Raw genomic sequence first — 25,119 nt, forward strand, 5'->3', positions numbered from 1 at the left:
TAGGCTTGGCGTAATTTCGTGCTACCGTTTACGCCAAATTTACGCCAAGGCAGGTTCACGGTGGCAACGTACAGGAAGCGAAGCGGCGGGTGGCGCGTCGAGGTGGCCAAGAAGGGAGTGCGCGACTCAGGCACCTTCGCCACGAAGGCTGAGGCGGTGGCCTGGGCGACTCAGCGAGAGGCTGAGATTCTGGCTGGAGTGGGAAGCCCCAAAGGGACATCGAACTCGACTCTGAAGGAGGCGCTGGAGAAATACAAGCTTGAGGTATCGCCCAGCAAGGTTGGCCAGCGCTGGGAGGAGATCCGCCTGGACAAGCTTATCAATGAACTGGAGTTCGTCGGCGAGCGTATCGCTGACGTCGGCGCCGAGCAGATCGCGGCCTGGCGTGACCTGCGATTGAAGTCGGTGGCCACCTCAACCGTGCGACGAGAGATGACGCTGCTGTCCAGTGTGTTCGAGCAGGCGCGGCGCGAATGGCGCTGGATCAAATCAAACCCCGTTCGCGAGGTGAAGCGACCGAAGAACCGGCCGCCCAGGGATCGGCGGATCTCGGCCACTGAGGAAAAGAAGATTCTCGACGGTCTTGGGTATGTCGAGGGCGAGGCGCCTACCAGCAAGCTGCAGGAACTGGCCTATGCCTTCCTGATTGCGCTGGAAACTGCCATGCGGCAAGGCGAGATTCTCGGCCTATCTTCCGGCCGGGTGAGCTTGCAGGCCCGATACGTGGAGCTGACGCATACCAAGAACGGCGACGCGCGCAAGGTGCCGCTGAGCTCACGCGCCGTTAATCTATTGAAGGTGATGGTCGATGCCGCCGGCGATCGCCAGGAGCTGTTCACGCTGTCTTCGAAGTCGGCAGACGTCATGTTCCGTCGCGTCCGTGACCGCTTGAAGATCGACGGTTTGACATTCCACGACACGCGCCACGAGGCAACCACCAGGCTCGCCAGAAAGCTCGACGTCCTGGACCTTGCCAGGATGACAGGGCATCGCGACCCGCGCTCGCTTATGGTCTACTACAATGCCACGGCTACGGAGGTTGCGAGCCGTCTCGACTGAATCTGCAGGAAGCCGGGATAAAATGAAGGAAGCGATGATTGTTGATAGTGCTGAAGCGTTCCTTGAAGCAATCAGTGCTATGAAAGGAAACTCTGTTGTTCTACCAATTTTCAAGGGCTGGCCTAACTTTCACGTAGAGATCGAGGGGGATCGATACAAGGGGACGCTCACTCCTCGGCTCATGATGGGCCTTGTTGAGTTTCACGAGCAATTGCTGCGGGCCTACGCCGAAGTAAGGTACGGTTCTCCTGTACTAACGCGGCTGACCCACGCTGAGAAGGCTGAGCTAGATTTAATTTTCGAGATTTCCAAAGGTTGCACAGATGGAAAGAGTCCCCTTGACGAATTCTTGAATAAAATTCTTTCGGCACTCCCTATGAATAAAATGTCTGGTGGTCAGGTTACAGCTTTTCTGATAGTGGCCGTTCTGTCATTTGCCGGTTACCACGTGTTTTCTGAGTGGAACGCTAATGATCTTGAAAAGGCTCGCTTCGAGGCTGACCAGAAAACCGCTGAACTCAATGCGAAAGTGGTCGGCAAGCTGGCAGATGCGCTGGCAGGAAATAATTTCACCACTGAAGCGGCGCGAGTCAGGGACCGGGCGAGCGAGGGTTACCGCGCGATTGTAAGCTCAGCCCCCGATGCGACATCTATGGAAATCCAAGGTCAGCATTTTAATGCCGATGAGCTAGAGCACATACGTGCTCAGGAACCGAAGGATCGAGTTAGAAGCGAGCGTCGTGAAGAAGTCTTGATTGAGATGATAAAGCGGAATCAAGACTATCTTGCGCTTACACTTCGTCTTCCCGAGGAGGAGTATAGCTTTCCAGGGCGAGTAGAACTTTCGACATTTGATCCCGATAAGCTTGACCGTCTTTTTGATGCAATCAAGCACGCCAAACCAATCCGCCTCTTCCACTATTCGGTAATGGAGAATGGGAGGATTTTGCGTACCTCGGTTTTAGCTGTCGATGATGTTAGTGGAAAGGATTGATACAAAAGGGGCTAGCTTTTGCTAGCCCTACCTCTCGGCAACTTACTACTGTTCTGCCTCGCCCATTTTTTCACGTCGACAGCAAACCAACGCTTCATCGCCTTCACCGTGCCGCAGGGTTGTAGAGGCTCCGGGAAGTCCGGCCGGATCGCCACGCGCTGCTCGACCGTCACGTGCGAGAGCTTCAGGTACTCGCCAATCTCTCTGCTGGTCCACAGCTTCTCGTCCGGCGCGATCTTCGGCGCACTGAGTTGCGCCACCAAGTCACGAATCGCGGCGGCCAGATCCTGGTCCGTCGGTTGAACACTCTGCTCCATCTCCTACCTCCGGCTTTCCCGCGCCACGTTTCGCGGATTGTTCATTTCGTGGCGCGCGACTATCGCCGCCACCTCATCAAGCAAGGACTCGACGCCAGCGGCATAGCTCGCCGGCTTTGCCTCGGCCCCCTTCCTCAATAGCGCAATCACCTCGGCCGCTGCACCTTGGTGCTCGATCATCCCGAGCATCGTGCTCAGCAGCTCGGCCGTCTCGATGCGCCCCTGCCTGAACAGCACCTGGTCGACTCGTTGCCCTGCCGGCGCGACACGGACCGGCAAGCCCTCATCTGTCTCTTCATGCCTCTGCGTAATCGCCTTCCGCTCTGCTGGTGCTGACTTGGCGATTGCCTTCTTGCGCGCCGGTGCCGGGGCTATCCTCCTGGCCCGATCGAGCGCTTGCCGTGCGAGTGATCCGAGAGGCTTACCCACGGCTCACCTCCGGCTTGCGCTCGATCATCCTGGTGGAGCCGTCAGCGCGATGTACCGTAAGCCCCGGCCGCTGAATGAAGGTCGTTCCGTCCTCCGTCTGGTACTGGCGCGGCGCCCCATAGAATGGGCCGTCCGGTGCGAACGGGTCAGGGATGGCGTCCGGGTTGTTCAGCATGAAGTCGTTCATGGCGAAGCTCATCGCCACGGAGAAGGGACCGGCGTCCCAGCGGATTCGCCGGCCGCTGCGGTGGTGCGCGCTATCCTCGAACACGCCGCCGCTCCAGAGCAGCCCGTCAATCTTGTTCCGGAACTTACCGGCCGCCTCCCGAGCTTCAGCGCGGTGAGCATGATTAACAGAGAGCACGTCGCACAGGCTGTCGAACGTCATCAGCGCATCGATCCCTGCCGCTGCGCTGGCCAGCCAGGCGCCCGTTTCTACCATGGCCTTCCACGTCGCCTGTGCCTGCTGGCGATCCTGCTCTTGAACAGCCTTCAGCGCCTCAGCGGTGAAGGGGAGGCCGCGCTTCAGCTTGGCCATCTGCTGCGCGTAGGTGACGCGCCCGAGGCCGCGGATTCCCCATATGCAGCGGACGGCCATGCGATAGGCGATCAGCCGCACGGCTATCGAGCGGCTATCGTCGCACGCGATATCGATTGCCTTGTGCAGACGCTTCGGAGAGCGGATCACTGCTCGCCCTCCACCACTTTTATGCGCAATTGCAGACCGCAGGCCTTTGCCAGCGGCACCAGCTGCTCGACAGTGCTTTCCCCGCTCTGCAGTGCAAGGCCGAGCTGCACCAGCCGATCACCCAGGACGGCGAAAGGATTGCTGGTGACCAACTCGAAGGTGTGTGCGCCAGTGGACGCCGGCACATGTGCTGTCAGGGTCATAGGATGAACCTCTCATGCCGCGGGGCTGGGCGCGCGGCGGTTGGCGTGATGGGCTTGGGGCAGCTGACCACGATGGTGGTGCCGTTCATGTCAATGACGGGCTTGGCCAGGTGCCTGGCTTCGTCGCGCTGTTCGAATGCGCCCATCGCGATGGCGAAGTTGGCGATGGCGAAGGTGCCGAGCAGCCAGTGCCAGAACCAGTGGGTGCTTGTGCTCATGCTTCACCGCCTTCTGGCTCCTGCGCGCCAAGCCAGGAGTCGTCGACTGCGGCACAGTCACTGCAGATGCCGCGTTCACGGATCAAGGTTGCCTCGTCGCTATCTCCCGCGAACCAGTGTCCGTAGCGGCAAACAACGGGGTCCGCCGTCTTCTGCTGGCGCTTCAGCTCGGTGACCACCACCTCGACCGCCTCGATCACCGGCACGCCGACGTAACCGTCCTCGATCTCCACTCGCTCCAGCCAATCCCCCAGAACCAGGATGCTTTTGGCCAACTCGGCCTGGTCCTCGCGTAGGCCGGCAGCCACCTGCTCGATCTGGGCCGCGTGCTCCTCGCTCGAGGGGAGCACCTGCGGCACGTTGGCTGCCTGCCCGGCGGTGCCTGTGATGATGTCGAAGATGCTGGGCTTAAGTGCTTCGCTGGGTGCGGCGTTGAACTCTTGGGCGTGCTCTACCAGGTGCCTGTCGATCTGTTGCACCAATGCCAGCCCGGCGCGAGCGCCCTGCCAGGGGCAGTTCTCGTCAACGTGATCCTGCTGGCTACATATGCCGCAGCAAGCGGAAGTCGGCGCGGAGTAGGGAGGCTCGCCGGTTTTTACTGGCTGCTCCCGTGCGCCAGACTGATCCAGGAATGCCGCCGCCAACTCGCGGATGTTGCCGAGAGCGTCCATCGCTTGCCGGGTCGTGCCAGTCTGGCCGACCACTGCGTGCTTCTCGATGCACAGCAGCGTGCGCTCCAGCGCGCTAACCACAAGCTCCAGTGACTCCGCTCCCTCCAGTCTGCTCTCCACCGAATCGATGTAACCGGCAGCAGACTCGGCCGCCTGGCGCTTGTCCTCGATGGTGTTGCCCTCGACCACATCGGCGATTACTGCGCCGCCCCGGCCGATGGCGATCGGTGTGCCGGGTTTCAGGTAGGGGCGAACCGAGGTGAGCTGCATGCCCATTCCGGAGCGGAGAACGATGGTGATGGCTTCCATGATCATGCCCCCACTGCATTGGGCTGATGGCGCAGTTCTGCACCATGAATGCGCTGGTAGATCTCCTCACGATGTACCTCGGTGTCACGCGGTGCGGTCACACCGATACGCACCTGGTTGCCCTTCACGCCGAGCACCACGACCTCGATGTCGTCGCCGATGCGGATGGTTTCGCCTACGCGCCTGGTCAAAATCAACATGGTTCCTTCTCCTTGGGTGGCTTCCCAAAGCGCCCGGTTACCCAGGCGCTTCAGTGAAGCGGCTACTGGATGACTCGAAGTTCGTTGCGCGGAACCCAGCCGGCAGGCGTTTTCACCATGCAGCCCATGAAGGCCGCATAGCGGGTGTCACGTCCGGTCTGGAATCCGTAGTAGCTGCAGCTGCCCCAGTTCAGGGCGGCATTGACCGCAGATGCGCCCAGCGCCACCAGCAGAACCAGGACAAGACTCTTCCGCGCGCGCCGCTTCATGCCTCGATCCCGAAGTCCTTCAGGCGCAGGCCGAGTTGGGTCCCGATTTCGGCTAGCACCTTCAGCTCTTCGGGGCTGATATTCCCGTCACCCTCGGCAACGGTGAGCATGTTCACGAACACCTCTTCCGCATCGAGCGGGTTGTTCTTGATGTCCGCGATCTCGCGCATGATGTTCATGCGGCCCAGGCGGAAGCCGGCCTGCAGCTGCTCGGTGAACAGGTTGACGGTGCTGGTGATCTCGGAGCCGAAGTGCTCCAGGTTCTTGTTGGCGCGGATCTGAATGTCGATCTGCGCGGCTTCGTTCTTGCTGATTTCGCCGTCGGCAGCGGCGACCAGCAGGCAGCCGCCTACGATCGCCTGCATCAGGTCGCGGTTTTCCAGCTTCTTCACCGCGCGCTTGGCGCCGAACAGTTTTTTACCGATGCCGAACATGGTGTTTCCTCTCTGTTGGTGTGGTGGTGCGCTTTATCCGGGCAAGCCGATCCCCTGCCGGGCTGTTTGGCTTTCCGAGAATCAGTGGTTGGTGGTCACCGGACTGCGCTCGATCAGGAGCGCACGCCGCTGATCACGCTGCTATCAGTCCTGCTTCCTCGCTGCGGCGGGAGGTCTGGCGCAGCTCGCTCTTGCGCTCCGGCGGGCGGCGGTCGCGGCGAATTGGGTCGTCATCGAGGATCGGGTGGATTGCTGCCATACCAGCCAGCACCATCACGCAGGCCGGGGCGATGATTTGGCGGCGGAAGGCCTCCAGCACCAGGCCGCGAACGGTCTTGGCGCCGAGCTTGAAGCGCGCGTCATCGAGGCGCTTCTGGACAGTGCCGGGGGAAATCCCCATCACCCGCGCGATCTCCTTCGCGCTCATCTCGTCGGCGGCGAGCAGGGTCGCCTCCAACTCGCGGGGCGCGAGGCCCATGCCGAGAGTGCCTTTCCATTTGCCGGTGTTGATGGTTTCCATGCTGCGCCCCGTTGGGTTGTTTCGCGTCGGTAGGGCGAATATAAGCCGATGCCTAATCATGTGTAAATAGGCAATGCCTAATTTTATTAGGCAGACCTCTCCAGTTGAATCTTAGCGATTCAGAAAGTACTGTATTTATGTACAGCAAAAGGAGAGGCGTATGGCCAAGCAGAAGCGTTCGAACGATCAAGAAAAGGGTGGGGTTAACGCGCTGGATCGCCTGCGCCTGCGGGTGTCTGCGATGATCCACAGCCCGAAGGCACAGGCCGAATGCCGAGCGTCAATTTGGCGTCTAGATAGCGATACGGATCAGGCGTGGCGCCAAGTGCTAGAGGAGCTCGCGGAGACTGATGGGCTGCAGATGACCGTCAATGAGGGCGGCACGGTACTGCTGGAGTGGGAGGCGGCAAATGACGACGAGGCCGCGGCGGCGGTGGATATGCCTCCGGATCTGGTCGCGCAGCGGCTGGACGAGGAGCCGGCGCCGTTCTAACGGCAGAAACGAAAAGCCCCGCGCGGTGGCGGGGCTTTTCGACGATTCTTGCTCAAGCTGATTGGAGCTTGGCGGCCGTGATTACTTCGTTTTGCTGCTTGGTGGACTCCGTGATGACTGCGCTGTAGACGCGTTTCTTCTCATCCGATTTGGCATTACGGATGAAGTCGGCAAATGGGTTGCTCTTGGCTGCCCGGCTGGTGCCTGTCTTGAAGAACATCATGATTGGAGTCCTGATGGTGTGATTCCGAGTAGAGCGGCCAGCGATTCGCGCGTATGCCGCTCGGGGATATGATAATCGATCTTGTCGACGCCTGCCTTATATTGGCGATTGGAGTTGTCGTTGCTCTTGAGGAGCAAGTCAACGTTGATGTCTTTGCCGAACTCTAGCTTGAGACGGTTCACGACGTCACGCGCGGCGAAATACTGTGCGACGAAATGCTCTGGCAGGATGCGCCGCCCCTCTACGACCTCGCGGGCCTGGACAAATTCCCACGCCAGCAGCGGGTCTTGATAGACGTAGAGAATTTGCACGAACCTGCCGCGCTTGAGTGAGCGGTGGATGTTCTTCTTGGCCAAGTCGTAGTTGGCGAGGGTACCGTCGAGTAGGTATGACTGGTGGTTATCCAGGGCCATGTCGAGGATTTTCTCGACCAGGATTGAGACAGCGCCCTGGAACAGCCAAGCGTTCCCCCCTTTGTAGGCCTTGAACTCATTGCGCAGCTCGTCCGGGTCTATGCGTAGGATGCGGGTATTGGTGAACAGGCCGAGCAGGGCCGTCGAGGCTTCTGTCTTTCCCGCACCTGGCGAGCCTGCCATGAATACTGACACCGGGGCGCTTTCGGGGGGATAGACGTTCTTGTCTGTTATCCGCCTTGCGATGGATTTCTTGTTGGCTCGGGCAAATTCGATTGCCTCATTCTGAGTGTACTCATCGATGGGGCTCATCCATTGGGGCACTCTTCTAGTCCCTCATCGTCTGACCGCGGGTTACAGCTTCCGGAAATTCCAGACGCCCAGGACTCTTGCCTGAAAGTGCATGTCTTCCATCCTGGCTTTCTGAGGCTCGAAAGCCTTGTTATCCGAGACGAGAAGGAAGTGTTCTGCGTCCAGCACCTGCACGCGTTTGATGTAGAGGTGTTGCAGCCAGGTGAACACGTACACGCCGTCGTCGGCCCAGTCGGTAACGCCGATATCGACGAGCAACGGGGACTTGTCCTCAATGGTGCCGAGCATGCTCTGACCCCATCCACTGATAATCTTGAGATTTTCAGGCGCGGTGTATTTGATGCCGAGGTCGTCGAGCTGGATCCTGTCGACCACCACGTTGCGCACGAACTCACGGTAGTCAGCGGGTACCTGCCCTCCTGCACCCATCGCCGCCCTGACGTCATATTGCGCGATGACTATGGTGTCTCCCTTCACCACTGTAGAACGGGAGAAATCTCCATGGATGACATTACTACTCCCTCCGGATGGAGGTGAGTCAGAGACTGCATTCGCGATCTTCTGTCGCGCTTCGGGAGGCAGGTTTTTCCCATGCTTCGCTAACATCCGCAGCACTGCATCAGCGGCTGTTTCTGGCTCAGGTTCTAGAGCTGGGTCTATAGCTGGATAGGACGCGAAAATGAGATCGCCATCATCGAGTCCCCAGTGCTCGGGACCGACCACGTCCGAAAAGAAGCGGATCACGTCGATCAGCTTTGACTTGTCGATTCGCCCGGTGGTTACCCATCCCTGAACGGAGGGCGCCGCAACACGGAAGACCTCTGCAAGGGCCTTCTTGGTGATGCCTTTTTTGACACGGGCGGCCTCAATGGCTTGGCCAAGATCTAATCCAGTAAGCATTGCCTAATATGGCCTTTACATAAGGTGATTAGGCAATGGCTTGTTATTGATTAGCCAATGCCTTATTTTGTCATGAGCTTTCATCGGAGAATCCTCATGACCCCCTCAGCGGCTGCACGTAAGGCAGCGGAGATCCTTGGCAGCAAGACGGAATTGGCCAAGCGCCTTTCGGTTAAGAAGCCAACCGTAAGTCAGTGGTGTTCTGGCGCTCGTCCTATTCCAGCAGCCAGGGCGATTGAGATTGAGCGCCTGACGGGTCGTGTTGTGAGCCGCTCTGATCTCTGCCCTTCGTTTCCTTGGGGTTGCGCTGGCAGCGGCGCCGATGACGTTGAAGAAATCCTAACCGCTGATCTCTCCGCGTTGCAGAGCTTCGATGATCCTGTTCAGGCATCCAGTATCGAGGCGCCCGCATGAACCCCTCTGTCTCGGCCGCCACCTTCAGGCCAGGCTGACTTTCTTCCGAGCAATAAAAAACCCGCCTGCCAGGGCGGGTCTTCTCCGGTAGCCGTGCCAGCGGCTGCCTAGGTACTTCATCGTCTGTAGGAGGACGAGAAAATGTCACAACCTAAAACTATCAAAGCGGCGCCAATGGCGCAACAGGATAAACCAGAGGCCAAGACAACCGGCTGTGGTTTCTGGGGTAGCCCACTCACAGGCCATACGATCCTTCAGGTAAACCCTGGGATTCCGTGCTCTGCCGTGATGGCCAATGCCACCACGCTTAACGATGGAATCTTCTGTCTTCTGAGGCGACTCGCGGACGAGGGCGAGGGCGAGGCAAACGGTATGGAACTGCAGGTTCTTGCCATGGCTGCTTCGACCGTTGGCGCTATGTTCTCCTCCTGCCAGCGCGCCTTTGAGCGCCAGGAAGGTGAAGCATGAGCCTCCCCAGGGTCGATCCCTGCATCCCCATGGGACACTTCCGCGTTTGTCCTGACACCTCTGTCGACGGCGCCTTGGATGAAGCGCTCCGCCTTATCGAAAGCATCCAGTACCTCTTCAGCGACCTGGACGGCGAGCCTCTGGAGCCTGGCGCTCACTACGGCATTGAGTTCTTGGCTCGCTCCGCTGCGGAGCTGGTGGATTCCGCCCGACGTGGCGTGGCTCGTCATGAAGGGGGGGCATCCGAATGAACCTCTGCCATGTGATCCGGAAGAAGGGCAAGCGTGATCCGGCTGAGGTGCTCAGCGCTGCCGACATCGACGAAATCAAGCACGACCTTGATACCGCCCGCGATGCCATCTGCAACATCTCGCTGGGCATTGCTGCCATCGGCACGCTGCTCGCCAGCAATGCCGTTGAGGGCGAAGTCGGCCAGGAAATGGCGGAACGGCTTGGGTGGCTGCTCGAAGAACTGGGTGGCGGCATCTACGGCCTGCTGAATTTCGAGACCTCCTGCGCTGAGCGCCTTCGCGCACAGGGAGGGCGCCAGGAATGAAGACTCGCACCGAAGTGCAAATTCTGGCGGATCAACTCCAGGACTACATCAGCGCCGTTGGCGACCTGGCTTCCGCTGTTCGCGAAGACCTGGCTTTCGAAGGTTCGCGGGACCTTGCTCCGCGTCTGGCCGGCGACCAGGTAGACGCCATCCACTTCTCGATCATCACCATCGCCAAGCTCGCCGGCGAAGACCTCGTCAGCCTGCTGACCAAGTTGGAGGTGCCGGCATGAAGAAGAACCTTCACCCCTGGTCCAACGTGCTCCTGTGCGCTGATGACTATTGGCATGGCATGACCCCAGAGCCGGCCCACATCGAGCGCGTCCAGTCTTCCGCCCGCGACCTTCAGTACACGATTACCAACGGCCTATCTGCACTGAACGCGCTGCTTCACAACCATGACGACACGCTGCGCGACGAGGAGGCGATGGATCTGCTGCGCCTTCTCGCCAGCCTGGGCGATGTCCTTCTTTCCCTCCGGATGTTCGAGGAGGGGACCGTAGAGATCGGCGAGCGTATTGCCAAGGGGAATCTGGAATGACCGACCTGACCATCACCGGCGGATCGGCCGCCACCATGACCAGCCTGGAGCTGGTCGACTTCATCAACTCCCACCGCAAGCAGCAGGCCGAGCAGGCTGGGCAGTCGTTCCCGTCGGACGAATTTCCCGAGCTGACCCACGCCAACTTGCTGGCGAAGGTCCCCAAAGTCCTCGGCGGGACATCTCATTCATTTGAATGCGATCTCCCCGACAACTACGGCAGGCCCCGCCGCGGCTACCGCTTCCCGAAGCGCGAGTCCTGCCTGATGGCCATGTCCTACAGCTACGACCTGCAGGCTGCGGTCTTCGATCACATGACTGCGCTGGAAGAGAAGCTGACCAAGCCGCTGACCGCCGCCGAGCAGCTGCTGGCCAGCGTCCAACTCACCGTCGATCTGGAGCGCCGCCAGCGGCAAACCGAACACCAGGTGGCGGCCCTGGCCGAAACTGTCGGCGACATGGACCGCGCGCACCCGCTGCTCGACTCGATCCCGAACGGCATGGAGAGCATCACCACCATCCGCCAGCGGATCGGCAAGCAGTACGGCCTCCCGCCCAGGGTGATCGACGCTGTGGTGCGCGAGATGCCACACAGCCCGCGCCCCTTCGCCATGGTCCGCAGCAAGCACGAGGAGCTGAACGCACGTCCCTTTGCCGTCTGGGCCAAGGCCGAGATCAGCAGGGTGTTCGAGCGCTTCGCCCGCGGCTGCACCTTCGTGACCCCGCACCGCGCGATTCACCCTGACTTCGGCGCCGGCATCGAGCGCTTCCAGATGCGCGGCACGCCCGCCCAGGAGGCTGGTGAATGACCACCCAACCGAACCCCGGCCGGATCACCACCGGCCCCAACGGCCAGCCGGTGATCGCCGGCCCGTGGCCTTCCTACCGTCAATTCCGCGATCTGCCTGAGCGTGAGCGCTGGGTTTTGTACTCCCATGCCAAGGCCAGCCGCGCCGCGCTCGAAGACCAGGGCTTCGTCATGGCCGAGAGCTACGACGATTTCGTGAAGCGGGTAACTGAGGAGCTGGACGTATGAAGCTCAAGCCGACCTTTGAAACTGACGTGTACATCTCCGATGGCGGGTACTTCGCCATCCGACAGGAGAACTCGATGGGGGAGGAGGAGACCATCATTCTCTCGCCCGAGCAGCTGCGCGCCGTGATGGCATACGCCCGCGTCCAACTGTGCACCTCGAAGACCTGGTGGAACGCGGAGGAGGCTGACTGATGGCTCGCTCTCGCAACATCAAGCCTTCGTTCTTCAAGAATGAGCACCTGATCGATCTGCAGCCATTGGACCGGCTGCTGTTCATTGGGTTGTGGACGCTGGCCGACCGCGAGGGGCGGCTGGAGGACAGGCCGCGCCGGATCAAGATTGAGCTCTTCCCTGGTGACAGCTACGACGTGGAGACCGGCCTGGCTAACCTGGCGGGGAAGGGGTTCATTGAGCGCTACGAGGTAGATAGCGAGCAGTACATCCAGATCGAGGCATTCACGAAGCACCAGAAGCCGCATCACAAGGAGATTGCCAGCGATATCCCTGCGCCCCCTGGCCGACCTCAGGTAACCAGGCATGCCTACGACGTCTCGAGCGAAACCCGCCTTTCGGTATTTGAGCGCGATGGCAATCGGTGCCTCAAGTGCGGCGCGGAGGAAGGTCTGTCCCTTGACCATATCCAGCCTCTTGCTAAGGGCGGCGATAACTCAACCGAGAACCTGCAAACGCTGTGCACAAGCTGTAATTCGGCCAAGGGTGACACCACCAAGGACTATCGACGCGCCGTCGATGATTCATCGTTGAGCCGTGTTCAAGGCAACGATGGTGCGCCTTGTCCATCTGATTCCCTCTCTCTTGATTCCCTCTCTCTTGATTCCCTTAACCTGATTCCTGATTCCCTCCCCCCCTTACCCCCAGAGGGGGGAGCCGCTGCCGCGGCGGGTAAACAGGTCGGCAAGTACTCCGACGACTTCGAGTCGTTCTGGCGTGAGTACCCGAAGCGTCACAGGGCGTCACCGAAGCCTGACGCCTGGAAGGCCTGGCAGGCACGTATTCGCGCTGGCGTGCCCAGCTCGGATCTCATCGCCGCAGCCATCGCCTACCGGAAGGAGCAGGTGGCATTGGGCAAGGCCGGCACGCAGTACGTGCAGCAGCCGGCCACCTTCCTTGGTCCAGGCGAGCGCTGGACGCCGTACCTGGGCCCGCAGCCAGAAGCCCAGGCCGCCCAGCAGAGCGCTGTCCTCTCGGTTCCTACCCATTCGCAGGAGATGTACCCAAGTGACAAATTCTAAGTTCCGTCCTGCTCCGCGAATCGCCGAGCAGCATGAGGTCTGCTGCCGCGCTGGCCGTGGCCACAAGAACTACGACGAGCAGTTGGTCGAACTGTTCGCCGGCGGCTGGTACCGCACCGAGTGCCCGGCTTGCCAGTGGGAACTGCTGTACAACAAGCCCAAGGAAGACGAGCGCCGGCAGGCCGCCGAAAAGGCTGCTGCCGAGCACGAGCTGAGCCAGGACCTGATTGCCACCGGTATCACGCCGCGATTCCGCGGCTGCACCTTCGACAACTTCCTCACCGATGCCGGCGACGCCGGCAAGACTCGTGCGTTGAGCATCTGCCGTGGCTACGCCGAGAAGTTCGCAGAGAACTACCGCCAGGGCCGTGCCCTGATGCTGCTGGGGGAGATCGGCAACGGCAAGACTCACCTGGCCTGCGCGATCCTGCAGCACATCGTCCGCGAGGAGCAGGCCACGGGATTGATCGTCACCGCCGAGGCGATCATCCAGGGCGTTACCGACAGCTTCCGGCAGAACGCCAGCCACACCAAATCCCAGCTGCTCCAGGAGCTGGCCGAGGTGGACCTGCTGGTGATCGACGAGGTGGGTATGCACACCCCTCGCCAGGGGCGCGACTTCGCCCCCGGCCTGCTGCACGAGGTGATCGACCGGCGGTATCAACTGGTGCTGCCCACCGTGTTGGTGAGCAACCAGACGCGCGAGCGCCTGCCAGAGTTCATTGGCCCGCGTGCCGCTGACCGGCTGCGGGAGAACGGCGGCCTGCTGGCCCCGTTCACCTGGCGGTCTGCTCGCGTCGGAGGTGCCGCATGATGGACCGCTATCCCGACGAACATCTGTTCGAGGCCGTCGTGGACGAATCCAAGCTGTACAGCCATGAATCCGAGTACGCCGTGATCGGGTCGATGATCAAGCAGCCCGAGCTCGTTGATGACCTCAGTGGCCAGCTGGTGGTCTCGGATTTCCACCACCCGGCCTGCGCCGAGCTGTTCGAGTTGCTGGTGGCTATGCGCAACCAAGGGCACGCGATCGACATCGTGACGTTGTACGAGGCCCGATCGCACCTGGCCGATGGGCAGAGCGTCCTCCAGGTGGCGGCGAAGATGGCGGATAACACCCCGAGCACAGCCAACGCCGGCGCTTACGCCAGGACGGTCAAGCAGCGCTCGGTAGCGCGCCGCGTGATCGCCGCCGCGCAGGTCATGAGCCAACGCCTGATGGATGGCGAGCCCCTGGATGAGGTCTTGAGCCAGGGCCAGCAGGCATGGCTTGCGCTGGAGGCCGAAGGGACCGACAGCCGGAAGAAGTACCGCTTCATCCGCGACGTGCTTCCTGAGGCTGTGGATGGCATCGACAGGCGCTTCAACCGCCAGGTGAGCCTTGGCTATGACACCGGCCTGCCATCGCTGGACGAGTTCATCCCCGGCATCTGCCCTGGCCACATGGTGGTGGTCGCTGGTGAGCCCGGCAGTGGCAAGACCACCCTGGGCCTCGGTCTGGCCGAGCGGGTGGCGTTGCACAGCGGTGACGTTGCGCTGGTCTTCAGCCTGGAGATGACCGATGTGGAGCTGACCAACCGGGCGCTTGCCTCGGTGGGCAGCGTGCCACTCAAGCACATCAGCGAAGGCCATTCGATGCGTGACTCTGACTGGCCGGGTCTGACCGGCGCGGTCGCGAAGCTCAACGACGCCCCGCTGATCCTGTGCGATGACGCCTCCCTGACCCTGCGAGACATCCGCCAGATCTGCCGCACCGTGAAGCGCGAGCACGGGCTGGGCATGGTGGCGGTGGACTACATCGGGCTGATCAAGGGCGAGCAGAAGAACGCCAGCCGCTACGACGTTGTGACCGAGATCAGCAAGGGCATGAAGCGCCTGGCCAAGGAGCTCGGCGTGCCGGTGGTGGTGCTGGCCCAGCTCAACCGTGGGCCCAAGGCGCGCGCGAACAAGCGCCCCACCAAGAGCGACCTGCGCGACTCCGGCCAGATCGAGGCCGACGCCGATGTGGTGGTGCTGGTACACCGCGACAACGACAGCCCGGCGGGCCAGGCCGGCGTCACTGAGCTGATCGTCGACAAGAACCGCCACGGCCCCACCGGCATTGCCCACGTCCAGCACCAGGGGCACTTCCATCGGTTCGTTGAGTTGGCCGGTGGGTACATGCCCAGCGACGAAGAGGTCGAGATGGCTCGGCCGTACAAGGGCCGCCAGTACGGCAAGGGGAAAGCAGCATGAGCAACGTAATGGCGCTCGCACCAAGGAAAAGCATGACCCGACCGGAGCGGCAGATGCTCCAGGTGATGGCTCAGGAACTGCCGAATCGCCTCGGCGGGCCATCGACAATGGCAGCACTGCTCCAACTGGTTGCCAGTTGGATGGGCAGCCCGTCGCCCCTCGGCTTTGAGGACTTCGCCAAGGCCTGGGTACAGCAGGGCAACGTCAAGGGCGCCGCAGCGGAGCAACTGCTGCGCGACGCCCTGGGGATGAACACACCGCCGAAGGGGGCCGCATGACGGGAATCTATCGAGACGTGCTGCCGGCGATCGTCCGCGTGCTGGCAGCTGACGTGATCGACAACACGGCAAAGCAGAGCTGGCAGAAGCTCATCGATCGGAAGGTGGATGGCGGGTACCGCGCGCTGCTGTCGGCACAGGACCAGTTCGAGTTCGACTGCATGCTCCATGCGCTGCTCCACCGCGAGCTGAGCCAGTCGGAGTGGGACGTCTTGTACGCGCGCTACTCGACCCACAATGGTCGCCGCCTCAACGCGGTCGGCCGGATGGTGCCGAGGGTCACCAGCCCGGCGCCGCGCGTCTTCTTGACCTACGCGGTGACCAGTTGGTGCATCCCGAAGCTGAAGGGGAAGGATGGCAAGCGCTCCACCGATGTCCTGGTTCTGTCGGCGAAGTGGTACGACATCAACCAGTGGGACACCGAGGCGCGTCCGGACTCCACTCGCAGCCGGTGGCGACGCGATATCTGGAAGGCGCTGGATGCCATCGAGGAGCAGGCGATGATCCGCGTCACTGATATTTTGGAGCGTGAAAGGTTACTGGATGCCTCGTAGATAGGGATGTTGGCAGATGTTAGTGTGCTGGCATCTGCCGCTTTTCCGCGAAGGAGGACTTATGCTGAAGAGGCGATATGCGGGGGAGTTGTACTACGTCCAGCCTGGTCCCGACCATATGGATTTTTCAACGCTGATACTGCGAGATGGTGTTCTCGTTTTTGTCGTCGCTTCGGTCACCGTAGATCACGGTCGCTGGGAGGTTGACGCTGGCAAGCACGCTGAGCTTCAGCCTGATGGGACGTATCTAGCTCGGGACATTTGGGCGTTCAAAGATGGCGTGAAATGCAGTGATCCATGGACTATTCGTTTAAAAATTATGGAGGAGGTAGAGGGCGAGTTTATCTACCTTAAGGGGGAAATAACCGAGGGAGGTCAAACAGGCTATTTCGATGGTGAGTTGGAAGCAGTCAAAGCTTGACTCTTGTGAGCGAATGAGCGAAATTCACCACATCTGCTGATCCGTGCGCGTCGCACAGACCGGCAACAAAAAGCCCAGCCATCGAGCTGGGCTTTTTCGTTTCTGGAGCAGGCCGCCGCGGCGTGCTCTTTCGTTGCAGTGGCGTTCCGCCGCAATGATCTGTCAATTTGCCCTAAAGCTTCTTGATTCGTTGCCGATGATCATGTCTCATTGCCATACTTTTGATGGGCAACATGGTTAAGGGGATCAGGGATGTCTGAAGCGTCTTGGTATTACGCGTTGAACGGTTCTCGGCAAGGGCCATTCACGATCGACCAGATGAAGGAGTTTGTGGCTTCGAGTGCTATCCATCTGGAGACTAAGGTATGGGCGGGAGACGGGGAGTGGGTGTCATTGCGGGACACTGAACTGGCTGACAGCGTCAGTCGCCCATCCGGCCCGCCACCACTTGCAGCCTCGGATATTGATAACCGATTTGTTTGGGGGCTAGTTGGCGTTCAGCTGGCAGGTGGAGTGCTCGAGTACTTCTTGGGCGTCAGCGTCTGGTGGGCGTTCCTCGCCTTCAATATCGGTCTTTGCGTCTTTGACGAGAGACGCCTGAAAGCGGCCGGCCATGCCGCCCCTGAGAGCTGGTCGGTAGTAATCGTTCCTGTCTACCTTTGGAAGCGCGCCAGCATCCTGGGACAGAAAAAGAACTACTTCTACGGATGGATTGCAGCTTTCATTGTGTCGATTCTTTTGGGATTGGCCGGCGGGGATTCCGCCATCGAAGATGCTGCCTGTCCGATTGTTACCGACATCATCCATAAGCAGCTTTACCAGAGCTCTTCTTGTGTTGCAGTAACCATTGATGATGAGCCGAAGAGCGGTTTCTACCGTGCCACGGCTCTTTTGGATAATGGCAACGAGCTCAATATCACCATCCAGAAGAAGGGGGAGAACATCTATGTCCAGATCCCCCGACAGTAAGACTGCTGACTGAAGCGAAGCCCGGCCACTGAGCCGGGCTTTTTTATGAGCCCAGCCTTCCGCGCTGGGCTTTTTCATTCCTGCCCCGCAGAGGGGATAACGAGAATGCCCCAGATGCCCGACAAACCGGAGACGTGGGCGCTTGTGCTTGCTTGGCTGAGCCAGCACTCGCCCGTGCTGTACGCCGGCGCACTGTCCTTCCTGGTTGCACTGATCCGGGTTATCTACGGTGGCGGTACCCGTCGCCAGGCACTGCTTGAGGCCGCACTCTGCACGCTGATTACGCTTGGCCTGATCCCTGTGCTGGAGTGGTTTGGCTTGCCCTCGAACATGGCCACTGCTGCTGGCGTGTTCACTGGCTTCCTGGGTGTGAAGAAGCTCGCCGACATCGCTGATCGATTCGCCGATTGGAAGCTGCCGCGCCGGGAGGGTTGAGGTGATCATTATCAGCCCTGGGCTTCTGCATGATTTCGATGACGAGCTGTCCAGCCTGGAGCAGGACCAGATCCCGTTCGCGGCAGCGCTCGCCTTAACTCGCACAGCGCAGGCTGTGGAGAAGGTGCTGGTCACCTCGATGCGCACCGTGTTCGATCGGCCAACGCCGTACACCCTGAACAGCCTTCGCGTGTTCCCTGCCACCAAGGAGAAGCTGGTGGCTCGGGTGTGGATGAAGGACGAGTCGGTGAAGGCTGAGCCGGCCACGCGCTGGCTTACCCCTGAGATCTACGGCGGTGATCGCCGGACCAAGCGGGTAGAGCGGCAGCTGCGTGAGCGCGGCATCCTGCCCGAGGGCAAGTACATCGCGCCCGGCGCAGGAGCCAAGCTGGACAAGTACGGCAACATGGTGCGCGGCCAGGTGACCAAGGCATTGTCGGGCATCGGTGGCTTCACCCAGCAGGGCTACGACGCCAACGCTACCAGCAGTGCACGCAGTACGAAGAAGGGCAACTACCGCCGCTACTTCGTGATGCATGGCTCTGATCGCCAGCCCATCGGCATCGCCGAGCGTACAGCTAAGGGCAAGGACGGCCTGGCCATGATCCTTGCCTTCGTGTCCAAGCCCACCTATCGCAAGACGTTCGACTTCCATCAGATCGCTCAGCGCGAAGCTGAGGCGAGGCTGCGCGACGAGGCCGTGAAGGCAGTCGCCGAGGCCCGGCGCACCCGTCGATAGGGCCTGCCTATGGGCTTTGGGTCCTCCCTGGGGTACCCCCCTATGAGGGTAATTCGAGCCCCGCGCGCCAAATATGTATGACCAAATTTCAGGGGTTGGTTGTTGTGTTGTTATGAGCAAATCAGACATCACTCGGCAGCCTCACTGGCTCAACAAAAGCCGGATGGCGGCGAGCCTCGGCATAAGCACGCAAGCCTTTGATAAATGGGGCGTCGAGCCGGTAGCAAGGATCGGTCGTGAGGCCTTTTATGACGTCCGCTCGGTGTTGGAAAACCGCCTGAGTTCCGCTGAGCGGAAACACCAACCAGGGGGCGGCCTCCAGGAGGGAATCGATCCTCTCGCCGAGCACAAGTTGACCCAGGAGCGACTCCGACTGACAACGGCGCAGGCGGACGCCCAGGAGCTGAAAAACCAAGTCTCTGCGAAGACTCTCGTACCGACCTCCTTCGCCACCTTCGCCCTTGCCAGGATTGCGGCCAAGATCGGCTCGAAACTAGAAACGGTCTGCAAGACGGTCCGCAGCAGAATCCCGGATGCGCCGCCCCTGGTGCTCGAGGCCTTCGAACGCGAGATAGCGCTGGCCCGAAATCTGTCCGCGGAGTTCGCCGAAGACCTACCGGAAATCCTTGATGAGTACTCCGCCACCCTGGATGAATGACCTGCGGAAAGCGGTCGATCTGGGTTTGCAGGGGATGTACAAGTCGCCGCCGAAGACGGCGGTGGAGTGGGCGGAAGACCCTGACGACGGCTTCTACATGTCGGCGGAGTCCTCTTACAACGAGGGGAAATGGAAAACTGCTCCGTTCCAGGTTGCCATCCTGAACGCCATGGGCAACGACCTGATTCGGGTCGTCAACTTCGTGAAGTCGGCGCGTATCGGCTACACGAAAATGCTGATGGCGAACATCGGCTACAAGATCCAGCACAAGCGCCGCAACGTGCTGATGTGGAGCCCAACGGACCCTGACGCTGAGGCGATCAGCAAAAGCCACGTCAACGGCCTGATTCGAGACGTGCCGTCGATGCTGGCTCTGGCGCCGTGGTACGGCCGCAAGCATAGCGATAACACGCTCGACACGAAGGTGTTTGCCAACCGGCGAACCCTCTGGAATCTCGGCGGCAAGGCTGCTCGCAACTATCGCGAGAAGTCGGCGGACGAGGTGAATTACGACGAACTGTCGAAGTTCGATGCCGATATTGAGGGAGAGGGCTCCCCGACATTCCTTGGTGACCAGCGACTGCGCGGCGCGGTTTATCCGAAGTCCATCAGGGGGTCGACGCCTGGTACTGAGGGCCAATGCCAGATTACGAAGGCGGCAGACGAGTCCCCCCACCGGATTCGCTTCTACATCCCGTGTCCCCACTGTAATCACGAGCAGACGCTGAAGTGGGGCGGTAAGGACTGCTCCTACGGCCTGAAGTGGGTGGCGAACGAACTCAACGAGGCCACCTCGGCGTGGTACGCCTGTGAGAACGATAGGTGCAACGCCACTTTTGAGCACCACGAGATGGTGGTTGCGTCGGAGCGAGGCCGCTGGATTTGCGAGGTTTCGGGAATCTGGACGCGGGACGCCATGGAGTGGTTCGGTCCTGATGATAAGCCGGTCAAGACTCCTCGTTCGGTAACTGTCTTTTGCTGGGCGATCTACAGCACCTGGACCGGATGGCTTGAGCTCGTCGATGAGTGGCTGAAGGTCAAGGGCGATCGCGAGAAGCTCAAGACCTTCACCAACACCATCCTGGGCGAGGTGTGGGTCGAGGATCAGTCCGAGCGCCTGGAATGGGAAACGCTTTATGGCCGTCGGGAGATTTATCCCTGCACCGACCACGTGCCGGAGCAGACGCTCGGCATTTTCGGCGGGATCGATACGCAGGATGACCGCTATGAACTTCGCTTCTGGGGCGTCGGCGCCGGAGAGGAGCTCTGGCTGATCCGGCGCGAAATCCTGATGGGTAACCCTGATAGCGCCGAGCTTCGCCGTCGAGTAGGTGTCGAGCTGAATCGAGAATTCAAGCGGCCTGATGGAACGCCTATGCGAGTGGAGCGCTGGTGCTGGGATGCCGGCGGCCACCACTCCGACGTGGTAGCTGAGGAAAGCATCAAGCACGGCGTCCGCTGGGTGATCCCCATCTTCGGTGCCAGCACCTACGGCAAGCCGATTGCGAACTTCCCGCGGCGCCGGAAAAACAAGATCTACAAAACCGAGGTCGGCACGGACAACGCCAAGGAACTGATCTACGGGCGGCTGAACATCGTGGTGCCGCAGCCGTGGACATCGACTCCAGGTTGCATCCACCTGCCGCTTGTTGACTGGTGCGATGAGGACGAGCTGCGTCAGCTCACCTCGGAGCGGAAAAAGCCGGTGATGGTCAAGGGCAAGCGCGAAATGCGCTGGGACTCGGGCGGCCGTCGAAATGAGGCGCTCGACTGCCTCGTGTATGCCATTGCGGCATTGCGCATCAGCCAGACCCGGTTCGGCTTCGACCTTGAAGTGCTTGAGGCTGCGCGCCTTGCAGCCGCGAAGCCGGTCAATGCTGTCGTCATCAAACGAGAGCCCACCAAAAAGCAATCAGCTCAGGAAGTGAACGACGCATTCCTGAGCACTACAGGTAGCAGCCCATGGCTATAGAACTTTCCCAGGCCAAGACCATTCTGGAGCGGTACGTGGAGGCGGAACTGGCAGTACTCGATGGCCGTTCCGTCACCTTCGGTTCGCGGACTCTGACCATGGCTGACTTGGACGAGATCCGCGCCGGCCGACAGGAATGGGAACGCAAGGTGGCGAGCCTCGAAAGCGCCGCCCGCGGCAGGTCTCGACCCTACAAACTGGCGGTGTTCTGATGAACTGGTTCGATCGAGTGTTGGAGCCTTTCGCTCCCGGCTTCGTGGCCAGCCGTCTGCGGAGTCGTGCACTGATCCAGGCCTACGAGGCCGCCAAGCCGAGCAGGACGCATAAGGCCAAGGGTGAGCCCCGCAGCGCCAATTCCGCCCTGCAGGCCGCCGGCCGATCCCTGCGAGAGCAGTGCCGCTGGCTCGACGAAAACCACGACATCGTGACCGGCATCTTCGACCGCCTGGAGGAGCGTGTGGTCGGGGGCGCCGGCATCGGGGTCGAGCCGCTTGTGCTGGATCTGGCCGGCGAAGTCCATCTGGATTTCTGCGCGCAGATCAAGGCCGCCTGGGCTGAATGGTCGCTGCGGCCGGAGACTGCCGGGGAAGTCACAAGGCCGCAGATGGAGCGTCTGGTCTGCCGCACCTGGTTGCGCGACGGCGAGGCACTGGCGCAGAAGATCATGGGGCCGGTGGCGAACTACAAGCACCTGACCTCGGTGCCATTCGCCCTGGAGCTGCTGGAGCCGGACTATCTGCCGTTCGAGAAGAACGACCTGGCCAAGGGGATCATCCAGGGCATCGAGCGCGACGCCTGGCGTCGGGTGAAGGCCTATCACCTGCTGATGGCTCACCCCGGCGATCTCGGCCTGGGAATCCTGCAGAAGACGAAGCGGGTCGATGCCGATCGGGTTATCCACATTGCCCACCGCAAGCGAATTGGCCAGAACCGAGGGGTGCCGCTGCTGCACGCCGCGCTGATCCGTCTGGCGGACCTCAAGGACTACGAGGAAAGCGAACGGATCGCAGCACGCATCTCGGCGGCGATCTCCTTCTACATCAAAAAGGGTGAGCCGCAGGACTACGAGGCGAAGGGGGAGGAGGCCAAGCGCGGCACCTTCCCGATCGCGCCGGGCATGGTCTTCGACGACCTGCAGCCCGGTGAAGACATCGGGATGTTCGAGAGCAATCGCCCAAGCACTCTCCTCGAGGGCTTCCGCAACGGCATGCTCCGAGCGGTGGCGGCTGCCGGCCGCAGCGCCTACTCGACCATCGCCCGCTCCTACGACGGCACCTACTCGGCGCAGCGTCAGGAGCTGGTGGAGGCGCAGGAGGGCTACGACCTGCTGCAGCACGAGTTCATCGACTACTGGTGTCGCCCGGTGTACCGCACCTGGTTGCCGCTGGCGATTGCCGCTGGGGTCCTGAAAGTCCCCAAGAACGTGGATATGTCCACGCTCTACGCGGCCGTTTACCAGGGGCCGGTGATGCCGTGGATCAACCCCGAGCACGAGGCCAACGCCTGGGAGTCCCTGGTGAAAGCCGGATTTGCAGACGAGGCCGAGGTAGCCCGCGCTCGCGGCCGGAATCCGCAGGAGCTGAAGAAGTCCCGAGCAGCCGAGGTCAAGACCAACCGCGAGTTGGGGCTGGTCTTCAGCTCGGACGCTTACCACTCCTTGGTCAAGGACGGCATGAATCCGGTGGAGGCCGTGCAGAAAGCTTATCTGGGCGTCGGGAAGATGCTCACCGCCGACGAGGCCCGCGAGTTGGTGAATCAGTACGGGGCGAACTTGGCCGTGCCTGGCCCCGACTTCACCGCAACAAGCAACCAAGGAGGCGCCAATGGGCAGCCATCAACCCCTGAAGACCCTGCTCCAGCCGGTGGCGATGGCCGCCGCGCTGACTGAAGAAACGAAGCCGAGCGAAAGCTGGTACCGCATCAAGGCGCTCGCCCGCGGTGTGGCCGAAGTCATGCTCTACGACGAGATTGGCGCCTGGGGCATCAGCGCCCAGCAGTTCGCGCGCGAACTGAAGGCCCTCGGTGATCTGCAGCGCATTGACCTCCGAGTGCACTCGCCGGGCGGCGATGTGTTCGAAGGCACCGCCATTTACAACCTGCTCAAGCACCACCCGGCGAGGGTCGACGGCTATGTGGACGGCCTGGCGGCCTCCATGGCCACCGTCGTGCTGATGGCCTGCGACACCGTCTACATCCCTGAGAACGGGATGATGATGATCCACAAGCCCTGGGGCATCACCGGCGGCGACGCCGACGACATGCGCCGCTACGTGGATCTGCTCGACAAGATCGAAGACACCATGGTCACGGCGTATGCCAGCAAGACCGGGAAGTCCGCCGACGAGATCAAGGCTCTTCTCAAGGAGGAGACCTGGATGACCGGCCGCGAGGCCATCGAGGCCGGCTTTGCCGACCAACTCACCGAGCCGCTCAGCGCGGCAGCTCAACTTACCTCCAAACGCATGCAGGAGTTCAACCACATGCCCCAAGCTCTCCAAGCTCTGATGCAGCCGCGCGCGCAAGCCACTCCGCCGGCTGCTCCGACTCCTCCGGCCGCGCCGGCGGCTCCCGCCACCCCTGCTGCGCTGGACGAGAACGCTGTGCGTGCTCAGCTCCAGGCCGCTGAAAATGTCCGCCGCGACGGCATCCGCGCGGTCTTCCAGCCCTTCGCCGCCACCCACGGCGAGATGCTCAACGACCTGCTGCTGGATAGCGGCGTGACCGTCGAGCAGGCCCAGGCGAAGCTACTGGCGAAGCTGGCCGAGGGCGCCACCCCGTCCGCTGGCCCTCAAGCTGCCGCCGGCGGCAATGCGGTGATCTACGCCGGCAACGGCAACCTGGTGGGCGACTCGGTGCGCGCTTCGATCCTGGCCCGTGCCGGGCTCGAAGAGCGTCAGGGCGACAACCGCTACAACTTCATGAGCCTGCGCGAGCTGGCCCGCGCCTCGCTCGCTGATCGCGGCATTGGCGTCTCGACCCTCGATCCGATGCGCATGGTCGGCCTCGCGTTCACCCACACCACCAGCGACTTCGGCATCATCCTCCTGGATGTGGCGAACCGCTCGATGCTGTCCGGCTGGGAGGAAGCCGAGGAAACCTTCCAGCGCTGGACCAAGAAAGGCCAGCTCTCGGACTTCAAGACCGCCAGCCGCATTGGCCTGGGTGAGTTCCCGGCCCTGCGCAAGGTCCGCGAAGGCGCCGAGTACAAGTACGTCACCATTGGCGAGCGCGCCGAGCCGATCGTTCTGGCCACCTACGGCGAAATCTTCAGCATCACCCGCCAGGTCGTCATCAACGACGACATGAACATGCTGACCGACATCCCGCGCAAGATGGGCATGGCCGCCAAGGGCACCATCGGCGACCTGGTCTACGCGGTGCTGACCAGCAACCCGGCGCTCAGCGACGGCAAGGCTCTGTTCCACGCCGACCACAAGAACTACCTGACTGGCGCTGATTCGGCGCTGTCCATCGAGTCCCTGAGCAAGGCCAAGACCCAGATGGCCACCCAGAAGACCCAGGCGGAGGGCAACGCCAAGGGCCGTACCCTGAACATCCGACCGGCCTTCGTGCTGACTCCGGTAGCCCTGGAAGACAAGGCCAACCAGATCATCAACTCCGAGTCGATGCCGGGCGCCAACGTCAACAGCGGCGTCATCAACCCGATCCGCGGCTTTGCCGAGGTGATCGGCGAGCCGCGCCTGGACGACGATTCGGCGAACGCCTTCTACCTGGCCGCCCGCCAGGGTTCCGACACCATCGAGGTAGCTTACCTCGATGGCAACGAACTGCCGTACATGGAGCAGCAGCAAGGCTTCACCGTCGACGGCGTGGCGACCAAGGTCCGCATCGACGCCGGCGTGGCCCCGCTGGACTTCCGCGGCCTGGTGAAATCCAAGGGCGCTGCCTAATCGGCACCGCGCTACCCCAAGCCCCGCA

At 61.4% G+C, this 25,119-nt stretch carries 38 protein-coding genes; 25 read left to right on the plus strand and 13 right to left on the minus strand.

Features of this window, described 5'->3' with window-relative positions:
* Positions 1 to 102 precede the first annotated feature (102 nt).
* Complete coding sequence (locus ACNFIA_RS14745; RefSeq protein ID WP_416785994.1) at positions 103 to 1,059, plus strand: tyrosine-type recombinase/integrase; 957 nt, start codon at positions 103 to 105, stop codon at positions 1,057 to 1,059.
* 22 nt (positions 1,060 to 1,081) lie between these two features.
* Positions 1,082 to 2,053, plus strand: coding sequence for a hypothetical protein (locus tag ACNFIA_RS14750; protein WP_416785997.1), 972 nt, complete (start codon positions 1,082 to 1,084; stop codon positions 2,051 to 2,053).
* Positions 2,054 to 2,064: 11 nt separating this feature from the next.
* On the opposite strand, the gene ACNFIA_RS14755 is transcribed toward ACNFIA_RS14750, so the two are convergent.
* From ACNFIA_RS14755 to ACNFIA_RS14800, 10 genes are all read right to left on the minus strand, one after another.
* Positions 2,065 to 2,370: a hypothetical protein gene (locus ACNFIA_RS14755; RefSeq protein ID WP_416786000.1), complete on the minus strand. Its 306-nt coding sequence runs from the start codon at positions 2,368 to 2,370 to the stop codon at positions 2,065 to 2,067.
* A gap of 3 nt (positions 2,371 to 2,373) precedes the next feature.
* Entirely contained in the window at positions 2,374 to 2,607 is a 234-nt protein-coding gene (locus ACNFIA_RS14760; protein ID WP_416786003.1) for a hypothetical protein, read from the minus strand.
* A gap of 184 nt (positions 2,608 to 2,791) precedes the next feature.
* Positions 2,792 to 3,487 carry a hypothetical protein gene (locus tag ACNFIA_RS14765; protein WP_416786005.1) on the minus strand — a complete coding sequence of 232 codons (696 nt, stop codon included), beginning with the start codon at positions 3,485 to 3,487 and terminating at the stop codon, positions 2,792 to 2,794.
* Positions 3,484 to 3,690 (minus strand): hypothetical protein, encoded by a 207-nt coding sequence (locus tag ACNFIA_RS14770; protein WP_416786007.1) that lies wholly within the window; start codon positions 3,688 to 3,690, stop codon positions 3,484 to 3,486. Before ACNFIA_RS14770 ends, ACNFIA_RS14765 begins: the two co-directional genes overlap by 4 nt.
* Positions 3,687 to 3,908, minus strand: a complete 222-nt coding sequence (locus ACNFIA_RS14775; RefSeq protein WP_416786010.1) for a hypothetical protein — start codon at positions 3,906 to 3,908, stop codon at positions 3,687 to 3,689. Before ACNFIA_RS14775 ends, ACNFIA_RS14770 begins: the two co-directional genes overlap by 4 nt.
* A complete protein-coding gene (locus ACNFIA_RS14780) occupies positions 3,905 to 4,894 on the minus strand; it encodes a hypothetical protein (protein WP_416786012.1) in 990 nt (329 codons plus the stop codon). The genes ACNFIA_RS14775 and ACNFIA_RS14780 overlap by 4 nt, the downstream gene beginning before the upstream one ends.
* A complete protein-coding gene (csrA, locus tag ACNFIA_RS14785) occupies positions 4,891 to 5,088 on the minus strand; it encodes a carbon storage regulator CsrA (protein ID WP_416786014.1) in 198 nt (65 codons plus the stop codon). Before csrA ends, ACNFIA_RS14780 begins: the two co-directional genes overlap by 4 nt.
* Before the next feature lie 62 nt (positions 5,089 to 5,150).
* Positions 5,151 to 5,357 (minus strand): hypothetical protein, encoded by a 207-nt coding sequence (locus tag ACNFIA_RS14790; RefSeq protein WP_054909085.1) that lies wholly within the window; start codon positions 5,355 to 5,357, stop codon positions 5,151 to 5,153.
* Entirely contained in the window at positions 5,354 to 5,791 is a 438-nt protein-coding gene (locus ACNFIA_RS14795; protein ID WP_054909084.1) for a tellurite resistance TerB family protein, read from the minus strand. Before ACNFIA_RS14795 ends, ACNFIA_RS14790 begins: the two co-directional genes overlap by 4 nt.
* Positions 5,792 to 5,924: 133 nt before the next feature.
* Positions 5,925 to 6,311 carry a response regulator transcription factor gene (locus ACNFIA_RS14800; protein WP_416786016.1) on the minus strand — a complete coding sequence of 129 codons (387 nt, stop codon included), beginning with the start codon at positions 6,309 to 6,311 and terminating at the stop codon, positions 5,925 to 5,927.
* Between the two features lie 160 nt (positions 6,312 to 6,471).
* On the opposite strand from ACNFIA_RS14800, the gene ACNFIA_RS14805 reads away from it, so the two are divergent.
* Positions 6,472 to 6,804, plus strand: coding sequence for a DUF1654 domain-containing protein (locus tag ACNFIA_RS14805; protein WP_416786018.1), 333 nt, complete (start codon positions 6,472 to 6,474; stop codon positions 6,802 to 6,804).
* A gap of 52 nt (positions 6,805 to 6,856) precedes the next feature.
* Here the strand turns inward: ACNFIA_RS14805 and ACNFIA_RS14810 are convergent, their stop codons facing one another.
* From ACNFIA_RS14810 to ACNFIA_RS14820, 3 genes are read right to left on the minus strand one after another with little or no spacing between them, the layout of a single operon-like run.
* The gene (locus tag ACNFIA_RS14810) at positions 6,857 to 7,027 is read right to left on the minus strand and encodes a hypothetical protein (RefSeq protein ID WP_416786020.1); all 171 of its coding nucleotides are present in this window, start codon (positions 7,025 to 7,027) and stop codon (positions 6,857 to 6,859) included.
* A complete protein-coding gene (locus ACNFIA_RS14815) occupies positions 7,024 to 7,752 on the minus strand; it encodes a zeta toxin family protein (protein WP_416786023.1) in 729 nt (242 codons plus the stop codon). Before ACNFIA_RS14815 ends, ACNFIA_RS14810 begins: the two co-directional genes overlap by 4 nt.
* Before the next feature lie 42 nt (positions 7,753 to 7,794).
* Positions 7,795 to 8,652 (minus strand): S24 family peptidase, encoded by an 858-nt coding sequence (locus ACNFIA_RS14820; RefSeq protein WP_416786026.1) that lies wholly within the window; start codon positions 8,650 to 8,652, stop codon positions 7,795 to 7,797.
* 96 nt (positions 8,653 to 8,748) lie between these two features.
* On the opposite strand from ACNFIA_RS14820, the gene ACNFIA_RS14825 reads away from it, so the two are divergent.
* The 22 genes from ACNFIA_RS14825 to ACNFIA_RS14930 all read left to right on the plus strand — a co-directional run bounded on the left by ACNFIA_RS14825 (position 8,749) and on the right by ACNFIA_RS14930 (position 25,091).
* Complete coding sequence (locus tag ACNFIA_RS14825; protein WP_416786029.1) at positions 8,749 to 9,066, plus strand: transcriptional regulator; 318 nt, start codon at positions 8,749 to 8,751, stop codon at positions 9,064 to 9,066.
* Between the two features lie 141 nt (positions 9,067 to 9,207).
* Positions 9,208 to 9,534: a hypothetical protein gene (locus ACNFIA_RS14830; protein WP_416786032.1), complete on the plus strand. Its 327-nt coding sequence runs from the start codon at positions 9,208 to 9,210 to the stop codon at positions 9,532 to 9,534.
* A 247-nt stretch (positions 9,535 to 9,781) separates the two neighbouring features.
* Positions 9,782 to 10,090 carry a hypothetical protein gene (locus ACNFIA_RS14835; RefSeq protein ID WP_037008918.1) on the plus strand — a complete coding sequence of 103 codons (309 nt, stop codon included), beginning with the start codon at positions 9,782 to 9,784 and terminating at the stop codon, positions 10,088 to 10,090.
* Positions 10,087 to 10,323 carry a hypothetical protein gene (locus tag ACNFIA_RS14840; RefSeq protein ID WP_037008915.1) on the plus strand — a complete coding sequence of 79 codons (237 nt, stop codon included), beginning with the start codon at positions 10,087 to 10,089 and terminating at the stop codon, positions 10,321 to 10,323. Before ACNFIA_RS14835 ends, ACNFIA_RS14840 begins: the two co-directional genes overlap by 4 nt.
* Positions 10,320 to 10,631: a hypothetical protein gene (locus tag ACNFIA_RS14845; protein ID WP_037008913.1), complete on the plus strand. Its 312-nt coding sequence runs from the start codon at positions 10,320 to 10,322 to the stop codon at positions 10,629 to 10,631. Before ACNFIA_RS14840 ends, ACNFIA_RS14845 begins: the two co-directional genes overlap by 4 nt.
* Positions 10,628 to 11,440 (plus strand): hypothetical protein, encoded by an 813-nt coding sequence (locus ACNFIA_RS14850; RefSeq protein WP_037008910.1) that lies wholly within the window; start codon positions 10,628 to 10,630, stop codon positions 11,438 to 11,440. The genes ACNFIA_RS14845 and ACNFIA_RS14850 overlap by 4 nt, the downstream gene beginning before the upstream one ends.
* On the plus strand, positions 11,437 to 11,667 hold the full coding sequence (locus ACNFIA_RS14855; protein ID WP_037008907.1) for a hypothetical protein: 231 nt from the start codon (positions 11,437 to 11,439) through the stop codon (positions 11,665 to 11,667). Before ACNFIA_RS14850 ends, ACNFIA_RS14855 begins: the two co-directional genes overlap by 4 nt.
* Positions 11,664 to 11,858, plus strand: coding sequence for a hypothetical protein (locus ACNFIA_RS14860; protein ID WP_037008905.1), 195 nt, complete (start codon positions 11,664 to 11,666; stop codon positions 11,856 to 11,858). Before ACNFIA_RS14855 ends, ACNFIA_RS14860 begins: the two co-directional genes overlap by 4 nt.
* On the plus strand, positions 11,858 to 12,919 hold the full coding sequence (locus ACNFIA_RS14865) for an HNH endonuclease (protein ID WP_416786037.1): 1,062 nt from the start codon (positions 11,858 to 11,860) through the stop codon (positions 12,917 to 12,919). The genes ACNFIA_RS14860 and ACNFIA_RS14865 overlap by 1 nt, the downstream gene beginning before the upstream one ends.
* Entirely contained in the window at positions 12,906 to 13,733 is an 828-nt protein-coding gene (locus ACNFIA_RS14870; protein WP_416786040.1) for an ATP-binding protein, read from the plus strand. Before ACNFIA_RS14865 ends, ACNFIA_RS14870 begins: the two co-directional genes overlap by 14 nt.
* Positions 13,730 to 15,154, plus strand: coding sequence for a replicative DNA helicase (locus ACNFIA_RS14875; RefSeq protein ID WP_313462493.1), 1,425 nt, complete (start codon positions 13,730 to 13,732; stop codon positions 15,152 to 15,154). Before ACNFIA_RS14870 ends, ACNFIA_RS14875 begins: the two co-directional genes overlap by 4 nt.
* Positions 15,151 to 15,432, plus strand: a complete 282-nt coding sequence (locus ACNFIA_RS14880) for a hypothetical protein (protein ID WP_416786044.1) — start codon at positions 15,151 to 15,153, stop codon at positions 15,430 to 15,432. Before ACNFIA_RS14875 ends, ACNFIA_RS14880 begins: the two co-directional genes overlap by 4 nt.
* Entirely contained in the window at positions 15,429 to 15,986 is a 558-nt protein-coding gene (locus tag ACNFIA_RS14885; protein ID WP_416786046.1) for a hypothetical protein, read from the plus strand. The genes ACNFIA_RS14880 and ACNFIA_RS14885 overlap by 4 nt, the downstream gene beginning before the upstream one ends.
* A 61-nt stretch (positions 15,987 to 16,047) precedes the next feature.
* The gene (locus tag ACNFIA_RS14890; RefSeq protein ID WP_416786049.1) at positions 16,048 to 16,407 is read left to right on the plus strand and encodes a hypothetical protein; all 360 of its coding nucleotides are present in this window, start codon (positions 16,048 to 16,050) and stop codon (positions 16,405 to 16,407) included.
* 252 nt (positions 16,408 to 16,659) lie between these two features.
* Positions 16,660 to 17,376: a DUF4339 domain-containing protein gene (locus ACNFIA_RS14895; RefSeq protein ID WP_416786052.1), complete on the plus strand. Its 717-nt coding sequence runs from the start codon at positions 16,660 to 16,662 to the stop codon at positions 17,374 to 17,376.
* 105 nt (positions 17,377 to 17,481) lie between these two features.
* Positions 17,482 to 17,811, plus strand: a complete 330-nt coding sequence (locus ACNFIA_RS14900; protein ID WP_316867218.1) for a phage holin, lambda family — start codon at positions 17,482 to 17,484, stop codon at positions 17,809 to 17,811.
* Between the two features lies 1 nt (position 17,812).
* Entirely contained in the window at positions 17,813 to 18,550 is a 738-nt protein-coding gene (locus ACNFIA_RS14905; protein ID WP_416786056.1) for a hypothetical protein, read from the plus strand.
* Between the two features lie 112 nt (positions 18,551 to 18,662).
* Positions 18,663 to 19,208 carry a terminase small subunit gene (locus tag ACNFIA_RS14910; RefSeq protein ID WP_416786059.1) on the plus strand — a complete coding sequence of 182 codons (546 nt, stop codon included), beginning with the start codon at positions 18,663 to 18,665 and terminating at the stop codon, positions 19,206 to 19,208.
* Positions 19,180 to 21,180 carry a phage terminase large subunit family protein gene (locus ACNFIA_RS14915; RefSeq protein ID WP_416786062.1) on the plus strand — a complete coding sequence of 667 codons (2,001 nt, stop codon included), beginning with the start codon at positions 19,180 to 19,182 and terminating at the stop codon, positions 21,178 to 21,180. Before ACNFIA_RS14910 ends, ACNFIA_RS14915 begins: the two co-directional genes overlap by 29 nt.
* On the plus strand, positions 21,171 to 21,392 hold the full coding sequence (locus tag ACNFIA_RS14920; RefSeq protein ID WP_416786064.1) for a DUF6148 family protein: 222 nt from the start codon (positions 21,171 to 21,173) through the stop codon (positions 21,390 to 21,392). Before ACNFIA_RS14915 ends, ACNFIA_RS14920 begins: the two co-directional genes overlap by 10 nt.
* Complete coding sequence (locus ACNFIA_RS14925; RefSeq protein ID WP_416786066.1) at positions 21,392 to 23,068, plus strand: phage portal protein; 1,677 nt, start codon at positions 21,392 to 21,394, stop codon at positions 23,066 to 23,068. Before ACNFIA_RS14920 ends, ACNFIA_RS14925 begins: the two co-directional genes overlap by 1 nt.
* The gene (locus ACNFIA_RS14930; protein ID WP_416786069.1) at positions 23,004 to 25,091 is read left to right on the plus strand and encodes a ClpP-like prohead protease/major capsid protein fusion protein; all 2,088 of its coding nucleotides are present in this window, start codon (positions 23,004 to 23,006) and stop codon (positions 25,089 to 25,091) included. The genes ACNFIA_RS14925 and ACNFIA_RS14930 overlap by 65 nt, the downstream gene beginning before the upstream one ends.
* Positions 25,092 to 25,119 lie beyond the last annotated feature (28 nt).

The sequence above is a fragment of the Pseudomonas sp. NY15437 genome (assembly GCF_048068435.1).
In the GTDB taxonomy this organism is placed as follows: domain Bacteria; phylum Pseudomonadota; class Gammaproteobacteria; order Pseudomonadales; family Pseudomonadaceae; genus Pseudomonas; species Pseudomonas nitroreducens_B.